Annotated in this window: 20 protein-coding genes; 3 read left to right on the top strand and 17 right to left on the bottom strand. The window is 27.1% G+C overall.

Translation table 11 applies throughout. The annotated features are described in order from the left end of the window. Positions 1-721 precede the first annotated feature (721 nt). From L3B96_RS05100 to L3B96_RS05060, 9 genes are all read right to left on the bottom strand, one after another. On the bottom strand, positions 722-910 hold the full coding sequence (locus L3B96_RS05100; protein ID WP_017212654.1) for a hypothetical protein: 189 nt from the start codon (positions 908-910) through the stop codon (positions 722-724). A 41-nt stretch (positions 911-951) separates the two neighbouring features. Next, positions 952-1,146: a hypothetical protein gene (locus L3B96_RS05095; RefSeq protein ID WP_238859050.1), complete on the bottom strand. Its 195-nt coding sequence runs from the start codon at positions 1,144-1,146 to the stop codon at positions 952-954. An 83-nt stretch (positions 1,147-1,229) separates the two neighbouring features. Further along, entirely contained in the window at positions 1,230-1,424 is a 195-nt protein-coding gene (locus L3B96_RS05090) for a hypothetical protein (RefSeq protein ID WP_238859049.1), read from the bottom strand. A gap of 542 nt (positions 1,425-1,966) precedes the next feature. Beyond that, positions 1,967-2,449, bottom strand: coding sequence for a hypothetical protein (locus L3B96_RS05085; protein WP_238859048.1), 483 nt, complete (start codon positions 2,447-2,449; stop codon positions 1,967-1,969). Positions 2,450-2,975: 526 nt separating this feature from the next. Then, positions 2,976-3,368, bottom strand: coding sequence for a hypothetical protein (locus L3B96_RS05080; protein WP_023975857.1), 393 nt, complete (start codon positions 3,366-3,368; stop codon positions 2,976-2,978). 113 nt (positions 3,369-3,481) lie between these two features. Continuing rightward, entirely contained in the window at positions 3,482-3,883 is a 402-nt protein-coding gene (locus L3B96_RS05075) for a hemerythrin family protein (protein ID WP_238859047.1), read from the bottom strand. 633 nt (positions 3,884-4,516) lie between these two features. Then, on the bottom strand, positions 4,517-4,741 hold the full coding sequence (locus tag L3B96_RS05070; RefSeq protein WP_012058390.1) for a hypothetical protein: 225 nt from the start codon (positions 4,739-4,741) through the stop codon (positions 4,517-4,519). 46 nt (positions 4,742-4,787) lie between these two features. After that, positions 4,788-4,994, bottom strand: a complete 207-nt coding sequence (locus L3B96_RS05065) for a hypothetical protein (protein ID WP_012058389.1) — start codon at positions 4,992-4,994, stop codon at positions 4,788-4,790. A 477-nt stretch (positions 4,995-5,471) separates the two neighbouring features. Continuing rightward, positions 5,472-5,624 (bottom strand): aspartyl-phosphate phosphatase Spo0E family protein, encoded by a 153-nt coding sequence (locus L3B96_RS05060; RefSeq protein ID WP_017212648.1) that lies wholly within the window; start codon positions 5,622-5,624, stop codon positions 5,472-5,474. 510 nt (positions 5,625-6,134) lie between these two features. On the opposite strand from L3B96_RS05060, the gene L3B96_RS05055 reads away from it, so the two are divergent. Further along, on the top strand, positions 6,135-6,464 hold the full coding sequence (locus tag L3B96_RS05055; RefSeq protein WP_017212647.1) for a helix-turn-helix transcriptional regulator: 330 nt from the start codon (positions 6,135-6,137) through the stop codon (positions 6,462-6,464). A gap of 100 nt (positions 6,465-6,564) precedes the next feature. On the opposite strand, the gene L3B96_RS05050 is transcribed toward L3B96_RS05055, so the two are convergent. The 3 genes from L3B96_RS05050 to L3B96_RS05040 all read right to left on the bottom strand — a co-directional run bounded on the left by L3B96_RS05050 (position 6,565) and on the right by L3B96_RS05040 (position 12,489). Then, complete coding sequence (locus L3B96_RS05050; RefSeq protein WP_012058387.1) at positions 6,565-7,266, bottom strand: hypothetical protein; 702 nt, start codon at positions 7,264-7,266, stop codon at positions 6,565-6,567. A gap of 517 nt (positions 7,267-7,783) precedes the next feature. Next, positions 7,784-10,999 carry a hybrid sensor histidine kinase/response regulator gene (locus L3B96_RS05045; RefSeq protein ID WP_238859046.1) on the bottom strand — a complete coding sequence of 1,072 codons (3,216 nt, stop codon included), beginning with the start codon at positions 10,997-10,999 and terminating at the stop codon, positions 7,784-7,786. A 401-nt stretch (positions 11,000-11,400) separates the two neighbouring features. After that, positions 11,401-12,489, bottom strand: a complete 1,089-nt coding sequence (locus L3B96_RS05040; RefSeq protein ID WP_238859045.1) for a hypothetical protein — start codon at positions 12,487-12,489, stop codon at positions 11,401-11,403. Between the two features lie 224 nt (positions 12,490-12,713). Between L3B96_RS05040 and L3B96_RS05035 the strand changes: the two genes are divergently transcribed. After that, positions 12,714-13,049 (top strand): rubredoxin-like domain-containing protein, encoded by a 336-nt coding sequence (locus L3B96_RS05035; protein ID WP_012058384.1) that lies wholly within the window; start codon positions 12,714-12,716, stop codon positions 13,047-13,049. Positions 13,050-13,167: 118 nt separating this feature from the next. On the opposite strand, the gene L3B96_RS05030 is transcribed toward L3B96_RS05035, so the two are convergent. Both L3B96_RS05030 and L3B96_RS05025 read right to left on the bottom strand, forming a co-directional pair. Continuing rightward, on the bottom strand, positions 13,168-13,530 hold the full coding sequence (locus tag L3B96_RS05030; protein WP_012058383.1) for a VOC family protein: 363 nt from the start codon (positions 13,528-13,530) through the stop codon (positions 13,168-13,170). 153 nt (positions 13,531-13,683) lie between these two features. Beyond that, complete coding sequence (locus L3B96_RS05025) at positions 13,684-14,706, bottom strand: 5'-3' exonuclease H3TH domain-containing protein (protein WP_039770874.1); 1,023 nt, start codon at positions 14,704-14,706, stop codon at positions 13,684-13,686. 552 nt (positions 14,707-15,258) lie between these two features. Between L3B96_RS05025 and L3B96_RS05020 the strand changes: the two genes are divergently transcribed. Then, positions 15,259-15,831 (top strand): 3D domain-containing protein, encoded by a 573-nt coding sequence (locus L3B96_RS05020; protein ID WP_238859044.1) that lies wholly within the window; start codon positions 15,259-15,261, stop codon positions 15,829-15,831. 591 nt (positions 15,832-16,422) lie between these two features. On the opposite strand, the gene L3B96_RS05015 is transcribed toward L3B96_RS05020, so the two are convergent. The 3 genes from L3B96_RS05015 to L3B96_RS05005 form a co-directional block, all read right to left on the bottom strand. Further along, positions 16,423-17,853: an MFS transporter gene (locus L3B96_RS05015; protein ID WP_238859043.1), complete on the bottom strand. Its 1,431-nt coding sequence runs from the start codon at positions 17,851-17,853 to the stop codon at positions 16,423-16,425. 570 nt (positions 17,854-18,423) lie between these two features. Then, positions 18,424-18,876: a MarR family winged helix-turn-helix transcriptional regulator gene (locus L3B96_RS05010; RefSeq protein ID WP_012058379.1), complete on the bottom strand. Its 453-nt coding sequence runs from the start codon at positions 18,874-18,876 to the stop codon at positions 18,424-18,426. A 158-nt stretch (positions 18,877-19,034) separates the two neighbouring features. Continuing rightward, positions 19,035-20,114: an NADH:flavin oxidoreductase gene (locus tag L3B96_RS05005; protein WP_238859042.1), complete on the bottom strand. Its 1,080-nt coding sequence runs from the start codon at positions 20,112-20,114 to the stop codon at positions 19,035-19,037. Positions 20,115-20,559 lie beyond the last annotated feature (445 nt).

The raw sequence follows: 20,559 nt of genomic DNA, 5'->3' as shown, positions 1-20,559 counted from the left end.
TTTTAAAATGCCTATTTTTCAATATGAATATACAAAACTTTTACTCCTTATGAACATAATTTCTATAATCCCCTCTAAATATTAACTGTTATACTTATCTAAATAATTTATAAATATAATAATGCGCATAAATAAAAACATATGATAAAGACATAGCAAAAACCAGATAACTACTATCTCATTATATGTTTTCTATAAATAAGCAAATTTTAATATATTAATCTAATTATTATAGTTACGATCGCTTCTTTGTAATTATATAACTATAATAAAAACATAATCTCATATTCAAAGCTTTAAACAAAACAAATCAATCATGACTAAGGATTAATTAGTTCCAGTTGATCGGTTACATACCCAACTTCAAATACTTAAAACCATTATATAAAAAGGAACTACTTAAAGTTCCCATATCAACATTTTTTATATAATATACGTTGCAAAAATAATTCTTCATCATAATTCTAAAAATATTGTAAGAATTTTAGTCGTAATTGTAAGATGTGCATTGTAAATCGCAACATATATATTTATAATTTTAATACAATTAAATATATTTTATCATTAGAATGCTAGAAAATCAATATTTGATTCACTTGAAATATTAGTAAAGCAGCCCCAAATTAAGTTCTAACTTGGAGCTGCTTATAGCTGTATATTTTTTAGTCACGAATACACTGTATATGTAACAACAAATAATATGGACAGATAAATTAACCCTTTAAGACCAATTCTTATTTTTATTTCTCTTATTAAGCTTTCTATTCTCCTTGTTAAATTCCCCGTATTCAAAGTTACTCTTAAACTTGTTTTTTCTATAGGAATAACTTCCATCCTCAAATTCATCATTTTCCTTAGTTGTTCTTGTGTACGCTTCAATTATATCTTTGTATTTTTCTTCTAAATCCATCTCATCTCATCCCCCTGAATATCAAAATTATTATAATGCTTTTAAGTTAAAACACACTCACCATTATCACGATGCTTACAAGTATGTATTATTTCTTTTATATTGCTTTCATCATCTAATACATAACAACATCTTATTGGAAATATCTTTCCACAAGTTAAAATATAATTTTCTTTTACTTTTACTTTTCTATCTGTGAATTCACAATAAATTTCATAGTTCTTTAATGTTGGCATAAGTTCATCATCCTTATAAACATTTTATTAATTTCATTAGAAACACGATCAAATTACAGCATAAATACTTATTAAAGACATTTTTACTTAATTTCTTTACACTCAAATAAATCTATTTCATTCATCTTTAAATCAGTTAGCTCAACAACTTCTCGTGCAATCTTATTCATTTTAATTAAAAATTCTTCTTTTTCTTCTTCTTTAATAATAAATCCATCAAATCTTATATCAAATTCTTCTGCAAATTTTGAATTTAAATTTACAAGCCAACTACTCATAAATTCCACCTGCCCTCTGTTTAGAATAAATGCGCTTCCTGATTTACAGATCTTTTTAATATTTATCATCAAAATCAGTCATAAAACTTCACTACTGGTGGGTTAGTTTAGAATCAAGTATCGTTTACATTTCTTTTTTCTATATAATATAGAAAAATAAGTTTCTATAAAAAGCATCTATTTTCTTCTATATAACTATTCATTTTTTGACAAATAATCAATTATTATTACATAATAAAACACTCACCACTCTTTCATTCTTCTTTTATTATTTTTTTATTTTAATTAAGATAAAACACTAGTGAAAATACTATAAATAAATTCTATCATAGCTCATTGATATTATTTGTCTTATTTTGTATTTTAGAAAAAATATTTTTTCTAAATATATTTTGAAATTAAATTTTATACATCTTACCATTAATTAATTCGCTAGGATTACCTTGTATTCCAAATATAAACCTATTTATCGAAATTATTGCGTAATAATTTCCATAATCTAATGAAAATAAATTAATGAGTTTCTAAAATAACTTTATTAATCATTCCGATATAATATTAATCTTAGCTTTAACCAAATAGGATTCGAATCTTTCATCTGAAGTTATAAAACTATTAATAATCTTTCCTATTTCATATTGTTGCTTTGTGATGTTCATTTTTTTATCTGGGAAAGGAATAAAACATGTACACGCATCTACAAAAACGCCATATACCACCTTAATTATTTGCTCCCTATATTTAAGAATAAACCTTTTATTATATGCATGTTTATTTGGAAAAATACTTGTCCAATCTTCATAACATGTATCATCGCTATTTTCAAGCCATTTTATATCATTTTTTATCATTATATCGATATTATTTCTATACAAATATACTCCTATATCATCCTCATAACACCAATCACTCATATCACTTGAGCATACTTCTTCAAAATATTCCTCATATTTCATCTCTCTCACTCCATTAAACATAGTTGCCTTTACTATATAGCAGTTAGAAAAGATATTGATAGAATCCATATTAAAATTAGACGTTATCAACTATCTTTTCCGTAATCTATCTTACAGCAAAAAATCTTTTCTATCTCTACACTCACCATCAACATCACTTAACTTCTTCTTTAGTTCTTAACCATTGAATATATTTAATATTTCTAATAATCCTTCATCGCTCCTACCCAAATTACTTAGCAAATAACGTTATTATGTGTCTTGATACTTTAATTCCTTTTAAACTTTTTTTCACACTCAGCCCCAATAAATCTCCTTAACTTATTAAGCAGTAAGTTTATTACAAAATCTACAATTGATCATAAGAATTTGCTCCTATTTTGATACTTGTCTATTCAATAAATTATTAATTCGTAATATATATAACCAAAATATTAATTATAAGCATAATTACAAACAAAAATATAAATGTAGATACTTTAAAATCTTTCATGAAATCTTTCATAATCTCTACCTTTCTCTGCTAGCATAAAGATTAAACATCAGCACTTCATGTGCTAAATATTTTTATCTTTACTTTATAACTTCATTCGCATCATATTAAAAGCTTCTTAACAATTAATTGCGAATTAACTCCCGTCTTTAAATGTAATTCAGTTACCTTTGAATACGAAATATCATTATCATACTCTATGTATGCATTATCCAAGACACAATGTCCTACAAATTCATTGTTAAGAAGCGTATAAAAATCAATAATATACGGCTTTACATTATCGTAGCTTATTTTATTCATAGCATTATAAAGAATGATTATTTCCTCATTATTTAATCTAATATTTATAAATTCTTCGCTCCCATAATTCAATTGTTTTTTTATAAGACTTACTTCTTTTGATAAATCAAATTTAATTTTTCCAACTTGTATGCCATATTTTTCTCTTGTATGCTTAGATCTAATTTCTATATCATTAATTAAATGAACCATATACTTCCACCTTTCATAACCTCCATTGTATTGTACCCACTTCAAAATTCACCACAGTAAACCACTATAAATTTTATTTTGCTTATTCCTTTAAAATTACATAAACGACCTATTTAAACATCCATAAGAAACTTGCCTATGTCTTTATCCAATTCTATTACATGTTTTCGCCACCAATATGACATTTTCTGTTGTTCGCTTATTACAAATAACGTAGACACGCCTGTAGTTTCGAACACTTTTCTCAATTCTTTTAAATTATTTTTGAAAATTTCATGTTCCTTATGCTGAATCTCATAATTAGGATAATTATTTTTCTTTTGAATTTCCTCCTCATCGTTGAAATGTCTAATTACATATTCTTCAAGAAAATTCAAAGTTGTAATCATCTCCTCTTTTCCTTCTGCACTTTTCATAGAACATACAAGCAAGTTAATTCTGTCAAACAATTCTTTGTGTTGTCTATCTATCTTATCAACACCAACCGACCACATTTTATCCCATATTAAATCCATCCATTTTCACCTCTCATACATATTTTCCCACATTATAATTTTGAATTACTTTTATCACTCATAATATCCTATTTAAATCTCAGCCTGATAATCCCATATCAACCACCTTCCTAAAAATTCATTTCTTTTATGTAATTAAACTTTTCTACAAAATACACTTGAAAACCTTCTTTTTATGTCAGAATATTTTTTCTTTTTTTCGTCATTTATTCACCTTTTTCTATGTTTTTTCTTTTTATATCCATGTTTTTATAATATTATTTGTATCTATTTGTCGTTATTAAAATTAAATTGTAACACGATTTTTTCTATAATCATTTATCCTTTTACATATAAATTCATTTTTTATAAAATTGCATTAATAGATAACCCAAAATCTATATTCTAACTTAATGTTTAATCAGTATTCGTTCAAGTAATAATAAAAGCTAGGCATATTTTATGCCTAGCTTTACTTTTTATTTAATTTCCCAAAAACATAATAATTTTCACCAATAACACTATATCTTCACCGCAAGCAATACATTATTCATATATAAATACCATTTCTCATATGCTACCCTCAATATATTAATACCCATATAATGTTGAATAGAATTATCCCATTTAAATTTTTGATATAAGATTATCAAATCAAACTAGCAAATACAATTTAACATCATGCTTATGATTATATTTACGCGTATTACGTCTATTCATCATATCAAATATAATTTTTTCCTCCGTAATGTTTACTTGATTAATATCTTTTACTACGCCCTCATTTATTCCATTAATCTCCTCATAAATAGAAGGACAAATTCTACAATTTAAATTTTTTCTTAACTCTTTTTTGTCTTGTTCTAAAATTCCCCACATAATTTTACACCCTCTTATAAATATTGTTTTTTCAATCAAAATAAATCTAATACTTTAAAACTAACGGATTATCATTTTCATTAAATAAAGCTTCATGCATTGAAGCAAACATGACATTCTTTTGATATTGATCAGCAAAAAAATTTATAACTTCAATATCTTCATCTGATAATTTACTTCTAATGACCATCACTTCATTATAGTTAGTTTTTTCTAGTAATTGAACAATATCTCTTGCGTATGTACTTTTCATCTTTATGCCTCCCATAACCCCTCTTTTTTTACTCAATTATAAAATTCCTCAAATTTGTATAAGCACCTTCTTTTTAACCCTTCCCCTCTCTTTTTAAGCACACTTTTACTTAAATTTCCACATTACTAACTGTTTTATTTTTTTAGCTTTTTAGCATTACGTATCTGTTTCAGTCGATATATTATTTTTTCCAAAATCACCAACCCACTTTTAACATTTCCTAATTAAGAAATTAACAATTCTCCTCTAATATATAACCATATGTAAAAATAAATATATATTAAAAACATAGTATGAAAAGTTAATCTCCCTCATATATTGACATTCATCCTTATATTGGATTAGAATTATCTAAATGTATAAATTAAAATTAATAAATAAGTTTAATAAAAATGCAAGGTATAAAAACATATTAAATTTATAATTTAATATTAATTAGTTCAAAGCTTAATTCTACTAAAAATCTTTTTATGTAAACTAGTATTTTTTGCTTATGTAGTACTGATTAATAAGGTGATTCAATTTAATGCTAATGCAAATTATCTCATCATTTCTACAAATATCTCCTTCACCAACTAGTTTGTTTAGATATTCTCTAACAGATTCTATTTTAACTTCCAATTCTTCCATAATACCCTCCTGATAGCATTTTATTGATTTTATACCCTAACTTAATAGTACTATTTTTATAATTCTCTGGCAACATTTTTTTGCAAATAGTTCATAAATTAATTCAAATAGCTACTTTTGTTATATTGATTAAGAATGTACAGTTATATAAAAAAAGAAATTAAATTAAATAATATTGATTTCACAGATATAAAAAAAACTATGAAAAACTAAAAGAAAGCCTAACGGAATAACTAAAGATTATTTTTAAACAAGCTGATAAATCAGCTTATTAAGTCCAACTTAAATTGGGACAGCATCATTTAGATTTTCTGCTTCAATTAGAATTTCCCAAGTTAAATATTCCTTTATTCTTTTAATTTCTTCAAAAGCATATGTATTTTAGTTAGTGTGCTTAATAGTATTTTTGTGAGAAAACTATATGTTTTAATTTTCATAAACGAACTCAAATAGCTTTTTTTGTTATTTGCCTTTAAAATATAAAGTTATATAAAAAAAGGAATGATAAACTTGAATAATATTAATTATATAGATATCGGAAAACGTATAAAGGCTGAAAGAGAACGCAACGGCTTAACTAGAGAAAAGTTTTCAGAATTGGTTAGTATATCTCCAACTTATTTAAGCCAGATTGAATTGGGACAACGTCACCCGTCGCTTCCAACTACAATTAAGATTGCTTCAACTCTACATATTTCTTTGGACTTTTTAGTTTATGGCGAAAGAGCCCTTAATGTTAATAAAGATGACTTGATAGATATAATAAATCATGCTCATGAGAAGGATTTATATGTACTAAAAGAGATTCTCACCGCTATCCTTCCATCCGTAAAATATTAATCAAACGTATATTTTTATACTTCTATGCACAAAAAGTAGACAGTTAGAATTAACTGCCTACTTTTTTTGTACTATGTTAAACGCTCTAAAAATATAAATTTCAAATCCCAACTTGATAATTATCTTTTTTAGAATGATATTGATATTTATTTAACAATTCACGTCCTAATTCTAAATGCACATTTTTATGTATATATAGAGAAGCATCATGTACGCAAAGAATACTTGAATTAAACTTTTCATTATATCGATTCCAATAATCTTCCTGCTGTAAAAAATATTTTTGCAAAGAAGATTGAATTATCCATCTATTTTTATTATATCCCTTATTTTCACTCATTTTTATTTCTTCACTAAAACTAATTGAATTACTCTTATTACGAATAATTTTTTTCATGTCTTCTATACATATAAATTGCACCTTTTCAATAGAAATTCCATTAATTATAAGTAAATTTTTTAATTTCTTGTAGAGATTTTTCTGAATAGAAATATGAACTTTTTCACTATTTCTTATACCTTCTTCTATATAATTATACAAATTAATAAACAAATTGTAGTCCCCATAATAATACACATCTCGTTGCTTATTACCTACAACAGTATTTCTTCTGCCAGCTTTATAAAACTTAAAAGCATTACAATCTATGCACTCAGCAATCAAATCACCAACATATTGATTCAAAGCAATTATCTCATCATCCAAAAAATTACCTTTCTTTTTAATAATCATACTATCTAATCTTTGTCTCCATTTTTCCACACTACTTCTTAAATAACACTCATTACACATTCTTCTCATTCCCCCACCCTATAATAACATTAAATACTTTTATATTTTTTCAAATTTTAATGTTTAATTTTTCCTAATTGATAGATAGATTATTTAATTCCAGGTATATAATTCTTTTTCCACATTAGACCTCTTAATACTTTTTTTATATACAATACCTTTATTTAATACTACTATTATTACAGAGCACTTGCAATATATTTTTTTACAATTAGTTCATTTTTTAATTCAATTAGCTTTTTGGGGATTAGTTTCAAAATTTATGAGTTCTTATTAAAACTAAGTTAATGCCCTAATTGAAAAGTGCATGTACATTTGCAAAAAAATAGCTATATGTAATTAACCCAAATTACATATAGCTAAATTGCTCAAAAAAATCAATTTCATCTAAAATATTCTTCACAAACGCCATTACATTCAATTATTGCATCTCTTAATAAAAGCATCAACTGATCACAACCCAAATTACTAATAGTTTCTTAAATTCTTCCATTACCGTTTTTATTTAGTTTTCATTCATTGTCCATTACAAGTTTTTTAGCGTTTTTTCCATGCTATAGACTGCTTTCATTAGTAAATCTTTATCATCATTTTTTGCAGCATTTTCTGCTTGTAACGCAAATTCAGCTATATCATTGACTCTTACAGTACCTGCTGACCCTTTTAGCTTATGTAGAAGTATACATGATTCATTTAAATCATTTTGATCTATACATTCTTTAATTTGACTCAGAATTTTCTTTGATTGCTCACAAAATTCTTCAAGCAATTCTGTGCAAAAACGTTCATCAAATCCCGATTCCTCTATAAGACTTTTTACTATTTCAGTAAAATAATCACTTTGATTCATCTCAAAACCATGGTCATTTAAATCACTTAAAATATTCATATCATCATTATGAATATTTTTCACATGCTTTTCTAACATTTCCATAACTTGATCAACAGTAAAAGGTTTGCTTAAATAATCGATCATTCCTGCTTCCAAACACTTAATTTCGTCATCTTTCATAGAATAAGCAGTCATAGCTATTACAGGAACATTTTTATAACTTCTTAACAAAAGAATTTTTCTTGTTGCTTCATAGCCATCCATAACTGGCATCTGACAATCCATAAAAATTATATCGTATTCCTTGTTCTCACATGCTTTTAACGCTTTTGCCCCATCAATAGCAATATCACAAGTCAAACCATTCAATTTTAAACTATTAACAAAAAATTTTATGTTTATATCATTGTCTTCTACTAAAAGTATTTTTATCTTTTTATTATATTTAGCTTCTTCAACATTTTGCTTTGTTATAAAAACATCATTATTATATATTTTAGAGCCATCTCCTTTAATCACCATTGCAACGCAATCGAGCAAATCCCCCCTTTTATAAGGTTTTGAAATATATCCAGAAAATTTATTTTCCTTCGCTATCCTTGCTTCAGAATTTGCGGTAACTGAAGTTAATAGTATCAACGGAATGTCATTTATTAAGCCTCTTTCCTTCATTATTTCAACAAGCTCAAAACCAGTTATCTCCTTCATTTGGTAATCAATCAAAATAGTGTTGTATGCCTTCCGATTATTTATAAGCATACTTAATGCCGACTCTAAACTTTCCGCCTCATCAATCATACACCCAACCTCTTCAAGATAAACTTTTGCTATATAACGATTCATCTCATAATCATCAATAACTAATATTCGTTTACCTTTAAATATAGAGTAATCAGGAGGCATTTGAATTACTGATTGTTCTGATTTATCTAGTAATAAATCAAAACAAAAGGTCGTCCCTTTATTTTTTACACTTTTCACACTTATAGTACCACCCATCATCTCAACTATTTTTTTGCATATCGCAAGGCCTAACCCAGTCCCTCCATATTTTCTAGTTGATGAAGAATCAGCCTGACTAAATGGTTTGAAAAGCTTACTTATCTCTTCCTCATTCATGCCTATCCCTGTATCTCTTATTTCAAAATAAAGCTGTACTTCAGTGTTCGTTTCTTTTATAACGGAAACTTCAATAAATACTTCTCCATTGTGTGTAAATTTGACTGCATTGCTGACTAAATTGCTTATAATTTGTCTAATTTTAGTAGGATCTCCTACCAAACAACTTGGTATGGCTGAATTTATAAGCATATTAAGTTCAAGCCCTTTCTCTCTTGCTTTTGCATCATAAAGAAATATAGTGCTTTCAATTACAGAACGGATATCAAAAGCAACTTTCTCTATTTCCATTCTCCCAGCTTCAATTTTAGAAATATCAAGTATATCATTTATAACTACAAGTAATGTCTCTGAAGAAGTTTGGATTGTCTCAACATAATCTTGCTGGGTACTATCTAGGTCAGTTTTTTCCAAGATACTCAAAAATCCAACAATTCCATTAAGAGGAGTTCTTATTTCATGACTCATATTGGCTAAAAATTGACTTTTTGCCATATTAGCATCTTCAGCTGCTTCTTTTGCAATAATCAGTTCATTTGTTCTTTCTTTAACTTTTTCTTCAAGGTTATTTATAAACGAACACAGTTCTTCCGCCATGCTATTAAAAGCCTTAGACAAACTTCCTATTTCATCATTTCTAAAAATCTTGGCCCTATCTGATAAATTCCCCTTAGAGAATTTATCAGATATCTCTATCAAATGATTTATTGGTTTCAATATAATTTTAGTACTCTTCATATGAATAATAACAGCTATAATAAGAGCAATCACAGTAAGTTCTATAGCTATATTAATATTATTCCTTATTTCTTTTGTAAAAATAGTTTCTGGAACAGATGTTATTATAAGCCAGTCCAGACCATCTTTATTATACTCAAATATTTTAGTATGGTAGTTCTCATTATTAACTTCCGAAATAAAACTTGTATTAGAAGTATTTATATAGTTTTCATATGCATCATTAATTGATTTATCCGTAATATTCTTAACTAAAGTTCTATTAATATTTCCATCAGAAAGTATTTCAAAATTAGTTTTGTTTAACGAATTCGCAACTAGAAATCCAGAATTCTTTTCAACTATATATATTGAAGCCGAATTCTCATTGGCGATTTTTTCCAAGGATTCATTAAGAGTAGAAAGAACTATATGTGTTCCCATTACCCCTTGAATACTCCCATCTTTATTATAAATAGGATATGCCGCTGACAAAGCCAAATCATCTTTTGTAAAATGTTTATAAACGGAAGAAAATACCGGCTTTCCATTTTCTTTAGCACTTATATACCAATCTCTTGTTCTAGGATCGAAATCGCCATAATCATTAACAAATTTTCCCTGCTTTAAATTTTCATCTACATTATAATATAAAGAATGACCTTTGGTTTCAGGTGTACTTCTATATATTTCTATATCGTCATTTCCATTTTTTCTAGCACCATAGTATTCACCATCTTCTGTACCAAAACTAAAACTGTAAATCTCATCACTACTATATTTAACTATTCCTGCAAAAAAAGCATCTCTCTGATCTTTGTTATGCATATCTATAACTTTGTTTTCAATCAGAGTATGGTTAACTTCATTGTTATATAGAGGTATGCTAAATAGCGATTGTATTTCACTAAAAACATCTTGATTGGAATCGTCTTCAATTTTTATGATAGTATTATTCACCGAACTTTTCCAATTATTAAATATAATATAGGTTATAATGCCAACAGTTGTAGCCATAAGTGTAATAAACAATACACTTATTAAAAGTCTTAATGAACCTTTTCTTCCTATCACTGTATTTCCAATTCTGTTAATTATAAATATCACCACCCCAATTTCTTATATAAATATGTAGAATGTTAATAGAAATAAATGTAAACTTATATAAATTATTCTTTGAATCTTATTATATCATCGCACTAATATTTATACAATATTTTTAATATTTCACTGTTTTTCATTATAAAAGTTTATTTTATTAATTTATTTCCATTCTTTAAATAAATATTCTTAAAAGCTTATGTATTTTTTTGACGAAATAGATAGCATTTAATTCTAAGTATCAACAAATTCTTTATAAAAAAAACAAAACGAGATATGTTTATTTTCTAATTTCAACACATCCCGTTTCAATCTTTAATGATTTACATTTAATCTAAACACAGATTGGTATTTAGTCGTTCGCATATTGTCTATTAAAAATCGAAGTATCTATTTCTCAAATCTTTTATAACCTCTATATTAGTGCTATAAGTTGCCCCCTCATCTCTAATATCCTTAGAATTTTCGTCATATTCTCCAGAGAAAGATAATAAATTAAAACTTGTCTCCATATAATATTGCTCATCGCAGATTAAAAGCTTATTATGAGAGTTCACCTTTTTTATTTTAAAATTCCCTCCATAATATTTAAATTTATCTTTTAGCCTTTCTGCTATTATATCGCTATTTCTATTCTTACTTCTATTATTGCCATCCTTTTTAATGTGATAAATAGAGCTATTTTCTTCTATACCATATATGATTTTGATAGATCCTCCTCTTGAAAGTAAATTTTCCATCATATTTATCAAATTATTGTTAACCACATAATTATTCATCCATGGGCTCGCAATATTAAGTTCATACTTGGCATCAGAAAAAGCTTTAATAAATTTATCTCTTATCTCTTTATTTTGTAAGTGATACTCTTCATATTTGTTTGTGATTTCATTCAATGTTCCATATATTTCTTTATCTAAAGGTTCTATATTTTTTATTACATATTTATTTTCTTCATAACTTATATATAAATCACATATATTCTTAATCCTAAATTTACTTAACTTATATGTTTTTTCTATTGAGATTTCATCCTTATTTAACTGGCCTATAGTTTCTTCTATCTGAATAATACTTTCTTTCCAAAAAAACATTAATGCATTTATTGCTTTACCATCAATATTCACATTCTCATATTTAAAAAATCTTCGAGATAAACTTTCTTTTTTACAGCTGATTACAGAGTTTAAATCATTAGATTTTATTAGACAATAATCCATTTCTTTTAATTGATCATCATACTTAAGAAATTCATTTTCATACTTTTCCAATTCTTCTTTCTTAGCTTTAAGCTCTTCAAACTGTTTTTTTGCAGATTCTAATGTTAGCTTCTCTGCTTTTCTAGATTTTTTAAATTTATATTTAATTAAATTCTTAAATTTAATAGTGTTTTTTGTAAATATATCTAATAATGATATTCTATTATCTTTTTTATTTTCAGAATATAATAAATCCTCCTTCATTCAAACACCTCATTTCCTTACTATTATGGATTACATTCTTTATTTATCCTAATTTTACATACTCAAATTATGTACGTCAATCTATATTTTAAAGAAAAATATTTTTAAGTTTTTTTTCAATTTTAGGAGGATTTTAACCAATTATGTCAAATTAATAACATTGAGAACATTTACTTAGTATATGTTTTAATAATCTAATGGTATGATTAAAGGGAGGAATAATTATGAAGAAATTATTTAAATGTAGTGTGTGCGGATTTATATGCGAAGGAGTAGAAGCTCCAGAGAAGTGTCCAAAATGTGGAGTTCCTAAAGAAAAATTTGTCGAATTAACTAGCGAAGAGGCTGATAAAATCTATCACTCTGATAGAACTAATGATATTCATTTAGAGATCATTAACTTAGCTGATAAAATTTTCAAACTTTCTAGAGAAGGAATAGACTTAAATTTAGATCCTACATGTGTAACAGCTTTTGAAAAAGCTAAAAATAGTGCTTGGACTATTAAGCAAATATCAAAAGCAGAATTAGCAGCGCATATGAGCAAAGGAAAATGGTAAAATATTAAAACGAAAATTTTCTGTTAATTAAACTATTGTTTAAAAAGCTGAAAATCCTCAGATTTGAAGGATTTTCAGCTTTATTAAATATCTATCTAGAATTCCAACAGCTTTGTGATTATTTATTTTCTACAAATTGAATCTTCAATCCATTAGGATCTAAAACATAAAAAAACTTAGTATTAGGATTTGGTTGAAATGGTCCACTATGAATTTCTATTCCTTTTTCCTTAATAAAGTTTATTTTCTCATCTATGCAGTCAACTTCAAATCCAAGAGAAATATGCTCGCCATAACTTACTTCTTTTACTTCCTCATCACATATTAGTTCTATTTTAGTTTCTCCATCTCCTAAAAATGCAATTTTCCTTCCAGGTCCTGCATTAAATCTTTTATTAGTCTTAAGACCAACAATCTCATGATAAAACTTCAATGATTCTTCTAGATTTTTAACTTTTAAAGTACTCCAACAAAATTTCATAACTTATTCCTCCTAAATATATATCACTTATGTATAAATGTTATATTTTACATTTATTTTAATATTTATTAACCTGTCTATTGCTAGCTTTTGAATTACATATGTATTAAAGTATGTCGCTCCTATATTTAATCACTAGAAACATATTACCCATTAATTTAGCAAATTTGTAAATCCAAGTTCAGTAAATATGTTTTTCATTCCCTCTTCATCTATTTGAAGTTTCAATTGATCTATTGTTATATTATTAAGTTCTTCTATATCACACTTTATAGTGGCCAATTGTTTGCAAAGCAAAGCTGCTTTTTTCCCGACTATTTTTTCATTTGATTCCTCAACTAACTTTGATAACGGGGAACGTAATATGCCAAGATCTTTGAACATTTTTTTTACTTCTTTTTCAGGTGAATTTTCTATAAAATCATATATACCTTCCACTGTTTCAAATTCTTGAAGTAATGGTATAACAGACTTTTCTCCAACTCCATTTATTCCCGGAATATTGTCAGAAGCATCGCCTTCTATAGCTTTTCTATCAATAATTTGGATAGGATCTACACCATAAAAATGATTTACATACTGTGTAGTAAATTCAAAAACTCCGCTAGGTATATTAAGTTCTTTAATATTTATTCCAAGACTTTCGTACATATCGGTACACTTTGAAGTTATAAGCCATACCCTTACATTATCATCAACAAGTTGAAGACAATCTTGATCTTTAGTCCAAATGCTAACTCTCATAGATCTTCCAAATTTCTTTGCCAAGGTACCTATTATATCATCCGCTTCATACTCTTTAAACACAAACTCTGGAACATTCATTTCTTTTAGAACTTTTTGAGCTAATGCAAACTGGCTACCCAGCTCACTTCTCATATCCTTTCTAGTACCTTTATACTCTGAATATAATTTTTTTCTAAAGGTAAATTCTTTAGTTAAATCCCAAGCCACAGCAATATGAGTGGGATTTTGATTCTTAATCATTTTAAGCATTGATGCCATCATTGTAAAGACCCCATTAGTAAACTCGCCTTTAGGTGATTGACGTAATTTTTCAATATATTTATCCTTCTCTTCATCAGTTTTAGCAAATCTATATTCTCTTGGAAGATTACCAAAAAAACAGCAAGATAAAAGAGACGAACCGTCTATTAATAATAAATTGTCATGCATAAATAAAAACTCCTAGCTTTTCTTAAGTTTATTCTGATTAATACCTTTTTATATTAAAACGACTAACCATAATTATTATACCACTATTAATTTGCATAAAAAATACAGCCAAACTAATGACTGCATTTTTTAGTTCCATATTATTGCTATAAAGGTTTATACATAATTACATATCTATATTACCATATTTTAATACCATATTAAACATCATTGCATATATTTGTTAAATATTACAAACACATCAATTAATTTATCTATAAATTATTAATTCACAATTTTTCTTTACTGTTATTTATTAGATTACTTATTATATAATTGCTTACTTTCTCTTAAAATTCATATATTGCTGGCTGGAATATTTCATTTTTGTCATTTCTTCTAAAGACCACAATTAATATTTTGATTGTTTTTCTTTTACTCTCAATAAGTTATCTCACATGTACATATCTATAAATGCCCTTTGCTTTTTTTGTAAATATTTTACATTTGTGTTATAATTTATTAGAGCCTATTATGTCTCATTAAAAAGCACCAACAAAGGGGAGTGGACAAATGCTAAGAGTAAAGAGGCTAGTGTGCTTATTAAGCATCATTTTAATACTTGATACATATGATGTAAGCACAATAACACCATTTAACGCTTTAGCAACAGATGTTGTAGAAGATAATAATATAGAAATAACACATAAAGAAAAAATAGAATTTAAGGAAAATCCTATAGATGAAATAAATAATGAAAAAATTGAGCAAAGAGAATTGACCAAAAAGAAGGAATCCGAAGAAAAAGAACAAGAAAAGAGTGTTACACCTGAATGGAAAGACTTTATATTAACTTTTTATACATCTCTTGATTCGGAAAATAGTAGTGCTGGTCCAGTGACCTGTCAAAATAAGCCATTAACTCCAGGTGGCGTTGCAAATAACGTAATACCTCTGAATACCCAAATATATTTGGATGGTTATGGACAAGTTACTGTTAATGATAAAGGTTCAGATAAGTATTTTGGAGTAGATAATAGATTAGATGTATTTGTACAACGAGAACCTGGTGAGAACGATCATGACTACTTTCGAAGGGTGAATAGCTACGGAGTACAAAGAGTTCGAGGTTATATAGTTAAATAAATTACATTAGTAATTACAACTCTTAAATCTCAGTAATATATAGATAAGCCAACTATAATCTATACTTATGCGCATACCTCACCGAAATGAGTAATATACTTTTGCTCCAGTTTCTAGGTAATTATGATGGGTGATTCTAAGGCTATAAAGTTGCACTCAAAGTGCTAGCCTCAAAGAGCAGGCTTTGAACTAGCACATTTGGAACAACTTATAGCCAAAGAATCACATCCATCAAAATTACCAATGGAACATTCCACAAAAGTATATTACTCATTTCTAGTTGGAAGCTATTTCATAGTCTAAGTATAGTTTATGATTGCGTTATCTATATAGATAAACAATATACAACTTATGCTTATGCAATAATCTCCGAAAGTAAAAACATTGTTATTTCACAGGACTATGAAAATTTCGCTGAGAGTTCTAAATTGCAGGTTGCACCATTAATGCTTGCTCCCAATTTCATTGTGACAAGCGTTAACGGAACAACCTACAATTAAGAGCTTTTAACAGCTCATTTTCAATTCCTGCTGCATAAAAATGTTTTTACTTTCTGGTATGGTATCTACATACCAATCAGCACTTAAGAAATCATATTTTTCTGTTTAACTTTTTCTTTCTTAATCTTATATAAGTCACTATTACTCCAACAAAACAGATAATGGCCGAACAAACATATACATACCTCATTCCATACATAAAGACATCATCTCTACCCTCTATATATCCAAGTACTTTCTCTCCCATTTTCATACTCATAAATGAATATAAAAGCATTGTCGCCATAGCAACACCGGATGATTGTCCCAAATTTCTTACAAAAGCGTTTATACTTCCTGCAATCCCCAACTTATCACTAGATGCTGAAGACATAACTAAGGAATTATTAGGAGGTAAAAACAATCCATTTCCAATAGCAATAAAGACTATATATACAATTAATTGATATATATTAGAGTTTTCATTTAAAGTCGCTATTAAACCCATTCCAATTCCTATGAGTATCAATCCTAAAAATGTTAGAAATTCTGACCCTATTTTATCTGATAGATAACCACTAAAAGGAGAAATAACTGTTATTAATACAGGAGAGATCATCATTATCATTCCCGCAAAACTTGGAGTCATTTTCAAAACATTTTCGAGGTAAAAAGGCTGTACAATATTATTACTGTTAATTGATGCATAACATATGAATGTGCATAATATTCCAACCGTAAAAAGTGAATTTCTAAATAATGATAAATCTAGAAGTGGATATTTTAACTTTCCTTCTATTCGTATGAATATTATAAATAGAATTATAGCTGCAATAAAACTAATTCTAATCATGTTATTATCGTAACCAACAGTTTGTCCATTTATAAGAGAATAAAATAATAATACGACACTTATACCAAAAATTATTGCACCAATAAAATCAACGTCTTCTTTCTTTTCATTTGACTTACGAGGCAATACTTTAAAACCAATTGCTGTTCCAATTATTCCTACTGGAATATTTATTAGAAATATATAATGCCAACTTAAGTAAGAAATTATAATACCTCCTAATGGCGGTCCAATCATTGTGCCAAGAGCTAGAAATGTTCCCGATATTCCAAGAGCTCTACCCCTTTCATTAGCTGGAAATACTTGCGTTATTATCCCTTGGTTGTTTGCCATAGCCGCAGATGCTCCTATCGCCTGAACTATTCTAAAAAATAATAGGTACGTAAAATTTTTTGATAACGCACAAAATAAAGAACCTATGGTAAACACCAATAACCCTAAATTAAATACTATAGACTTTCCTTTTATGTCACCGAGCCTTCCAAACAGTAATATTGTACTAACTATTGTTATAAGATAGCAGATTACGATTAACTGAATAGAAGACATCGTTACTGAAAATATATTCACCATAACAGGAAGTGCTACATTAACTATTGTACTATCAAGGGTGCCCATAAACGGAAGCAAAACCACAACAGCCAATATTATCCACCTATTCTTATATACATTTTTATTGTATATTTCCATTATTAAAATCATCCCTTTTCATTAATTCTGTTATAAATATACTTTATTATAATTTTAAAAGTTTCTAATATACTCAATGAAATACAAAAACTTTACTAAGTATATTCTTTCGGATATGTTATATTTATATATTATACAGAAGCTATAAAATAGATATTATTTATAGGAATAATCCAGCTTAATAAAATCACATTAACTTACTCTCTTACTGTTACTCTTTATTTTTTTAAATATTAAGTTTTTTAACTGCTAACTCCACAATTTCTCTTACCTTCTCATTTTCCTCATTAATATACATACAAAATACTATCCTCAACCTAAATTTCAACTTTAACATGTATATACATATATTTAAAATAATATAGTTTATCAATAATAGATTTAGGTTACTATTACTTGTTTTCAACTATATCTATAAAGCTATTAATTTCGCATTAATTAACATGCATATGAATTTAAATTAAGGACTTTTTTATCATTAAACAAACTATTTCTATAAATGATAAGACGTAAAATAATATATGGCTACAACTAAGTCCTAAATATGAATTAAATCATTACTTAGGTACTTTATTTGGAAGAGTTATTAATAAAATTTTGTATTTGCGCTAATGTTTTTAAGAATTCTTCAAATTTCTCAGCGCCTATCTCCTTCTCTATTGGTGATTGTACTTCATTCCATACAGGAATTGCCTCATCGAGCTTCTTAATTCCGACATCACTTATTGAAATGCACTTTCTTCTTGAATCATTATCATCTGTTCGCACATCTACATATCCCTTTTTTCTTAAAATTTCAATATTGCGAGTTACTGTTGTCTGATCCATTAGCAAAGCCTCTGCCAACTCACTTACAGCAACATTTTCACGAGATGCTATATCTGCTAATAATGAAAACTGTGGCGCTGTTAATCCAACCGCTTGAAAAACTTGATCAAAATACTGAGTAGTAACCCTTGTTGTCATGCGCAAATTTCTACAAACACAACTTCCAATTTTCTTTAAATCATCTAAATTAGACATAAATAAATTACCTCCGTCAAAACCTCTGAATATACATATAGTAATCTATAGAAATTCTTATTGTCAATATACTCACAAGCAGATTTCAGAAAAACCAGCTTTATTTAAGAATATATTATTTTTATCTCATGATATCATCAATTTTTAAGTTTAAGATATTATTTCCTATTAAAAACACAGATTGTTTTGCCAAATCCTGAACACTTACCGCATGATATACATTTTGATGGCTCAGCATTACCTTCGCTCCAACGATTAATAAGATCACTTTCACATACTAATGGTCTGGACAATGCAAAATAATCAATGGAGCTTTCATTAAGAATTTTTGTTAGCGCTGAAATGTCACGTATTCCGCCTACAGAAATAACTGGAATATCAACTTCTTCCTTTATCCTTTCAGCATAAAACGTATAGTAAGGAGCTTGCCCTTTCACTATTTTTCTTGAATAACTCTCATTTGGGCGTGAAGATAAACTCCCCCCACTAATTTCAACAGCATCTACGCCAAGCTTTTCAAGTTTTTTGCATACATATTTACATTCTTCAAAAGTCATGCCTTGATCCATAAAATCTTCGCAATTTATTTTAACTAAAACTGGATAATCTTTTCCTACTTTATCACGTATTTTTTTATACGTTTCTATAAGCATTCTAGATCTATTATCAATACTACCACCATACTCATCTATTCTTCTATTATAATAAGGTGTTAAGAACTTACTAAGTAAATATCCATGAGCTGCATGTATCTGAATGCCATCATACCCTGCTTTTTTTGCTCTAAGCGCTGCATTTGCAAAATCTATCTGAATTGAAACAATTTCTTCCAAAGTCATTTCTTTAGGAGTATTTTTATATCCCAAATCTGTTATATTACTTGGACCTAAAATTACCTTTTCTTCATTTCTAATGGTTTGTGTTCCTGCTGCTCCAAGTTGCAATATTATATTGGTATTGTGTTTATGAGTTACTTCAATAATTTTTTTATGATTATCAATAAATGAATCATTATAAATTCCCATTTGGCCTGGAATAAATTCTTCTAAATCAGTCACAGATGTTATTCCAGTAATTATAGTTCCTACACCTCCTTTAGCTAAATCTTCGTAAACTTTAAATAGTTCATCATTTATATTTCCTTTTTCATCTGCCATTCCCTCATATGTTGCAGATCTTATAAATCTGTTCTTTAATTTAAGTGGACCAATTTGCGTTTGATCGAATAATGATTTCATAATTAACCAACTCCATTCTAATTATATGCATATACATATATTTTGTTAAAATTTTTTATTCAATAAAAATAAATTTATCAAAACAGATATTATATGTATATGCATATAATATCATAATCGTTAATTAATCGTCAATCAACTAAAAATTGTTATACCTTATTTTAATTAAGACCTTATATTTTATTCGAGCTAATAAAAATTTCATTTATTTCAATATACTTTATTAAAATAATCAACGAAAATTATTCAATAGAAACACTACATTTGAATATATATTCCTTTTTAAAAATGTATAAAATTGAACCGCTACTTAATTTCAATATATAATAAATTTAATTAAAATAATATCTAAAAATGCCTGTCATAATTAAGCACAGTAATATTTAGTAATATTTCACATATTTTATAGGTACATAGTTTGATTTAACAATGAAACATCACATTT

Source organism: Clostridium sp. YIM B02569 (genome assembly GCF_022320765.1).
Taxonomy (GTDB): Bacteria; Bacillota; Clostridia; order Clostridiales; family Clostridiaceae; genus Clostridium; species Clostridium beijerinckii.
This window is presented reverse-complemented; position numbering and strand designations above follow the sequence as displayed.

What these genes read in the sequence shown, in the direction of transcription:
- L3B96_RS05080 (WP_023975857.1), bottom strand. Translation starts at nt 3,368, where the DNA reads ATGGTTCATTTAATTAATGATATAGAAATTAGATCTAAGCATACAAGA.
- L3B96_RS05005 (WP_238859042.1), bottom strand. Translation starts at nt 20,114, where the DNA reads ATGAAATCATTATTCGATCAAACGCAAATTGGTCCACTTAAATTAAAG.
- L3B96_RS05025 (WP_039770874.1), bottom strand. Translation starts at nt 14,706, where the DNA reads ATGCATGACAATTTATTATTAATAGACGGTTCGTCTCTTTTATCTTGC.
- L3B96_RS05070 (WP_012058390.1), bottom strand. Translation starts at nt 4,741, where the DNA reads ATGTGGGGAATTTTAGAACAAGACAAAAAAGAGTTAAGAAAAAATTTA.
- L3B96_RS05100 (WP_017212654.1), bottom strand. Translation starts at nt 910, where the DNA reads ATGGATTTAGAAGAAAAATACAAAGATATAATTGAAGCGTACACAAGA.
- L3B96_RS05085 (WP_238859048.1), bottom strand. Translation starts at nt 2,449, where the DNA reads ATGGATTCTATCAATATCTTTTCTAACTGCTATATAGTAAAGGCAACT.
- L3B96_RS05065 (WP_012058389.1), bottom strand. Translation starts at nt 4,994, where the DNA reads ATGAAAAGTACATACGCAAGAGATATTGTTCAATTACTAGAAAAAACT.
- L3B96_RS05030 (WP_012058383.1), bottom strand. Translation starts at nt 13,530, where the DNA reads ATGAAATTTTGTTGGAGTACTTTAAAAGTTAAAAATCTAGAAGAATCA.
- L3B96_RS05015 (WP_238859043.1), bottom strand. Translation starts at nt 17,853, where the DNA reads ATGGAAATATACAATAAAAATGTATATAAGAATAGGTGGATAATATTG.
- L3B96_RS05090 (WP_238859049.1), bottom strand. Translation starts at nt 1,424, where the DNA reads ATGAGTAGTTGGCTTGTAAATTTAAATTCAAAATTTGCAGAAGAATTT.
- L3B96_RS05035 (WP_012058384.1), top strand. Translation starts at nt 12,714, where the DNA reads ATGAAGAAATTATTTAAATGTAGTGTGTGCGGATTTATATGCGAAGGA.
- L3B96_RS05040 (WP_238859045.1), bottom strand. Translation starts at nt 12,489, where the DNA reads ATGAAGGAGGATTTATTATATTCTGAAAATAAAAAAGATAATAGAATA.
- L3B96_RS05060 (WP_017212648.1), bottom strand. Translation starts at nt 5,624, where the DNA reads ATGGAAGAATTGGAAGTTAAAATAGAATCTGTTAGAGAATATCTAAAC.
- L3B96_RS05020 (WP_238859044.1), top strand. Translation starts at nt 15,259, where the DNA reads ATGCTAAGAGTAAAGAGGCTAGTGTGCTTATTAAGCATCATTTTAATA.
- L3B96_RS05075 (WP_238859047.1), bottom strand. Translation starts at nt 3,883, where the DNA reads ATGGATTTAATATGGGATAAAATGTGGTCGGTTGGTGTTGATAAGATA.
- L3B96_RS05010 (WP_012058379.1), bottom strand. Translation starts at nt 18,876, where the DNA reads ATGTCTAATTTAGATGATTTAAAGAAAATTGGAAGTTGTGTTTGTAGA.
- L3B96_RS05095 (WP_238859050.1), bottom strand. Translation starts at nt 1,146, where the DNA reads ATGCCAACATTAAAGAACTATGAAATTTATTGTGAATTCACAGATAGA.
- L3B96_RS05050 (WP_012058387.1), bottom strand. Translation starts at nt 7,266, where the DNA reads ATGAGAAGAATGTGTAATGAGTGTTATTTAAGAAGTAGTGTGGAAAAA.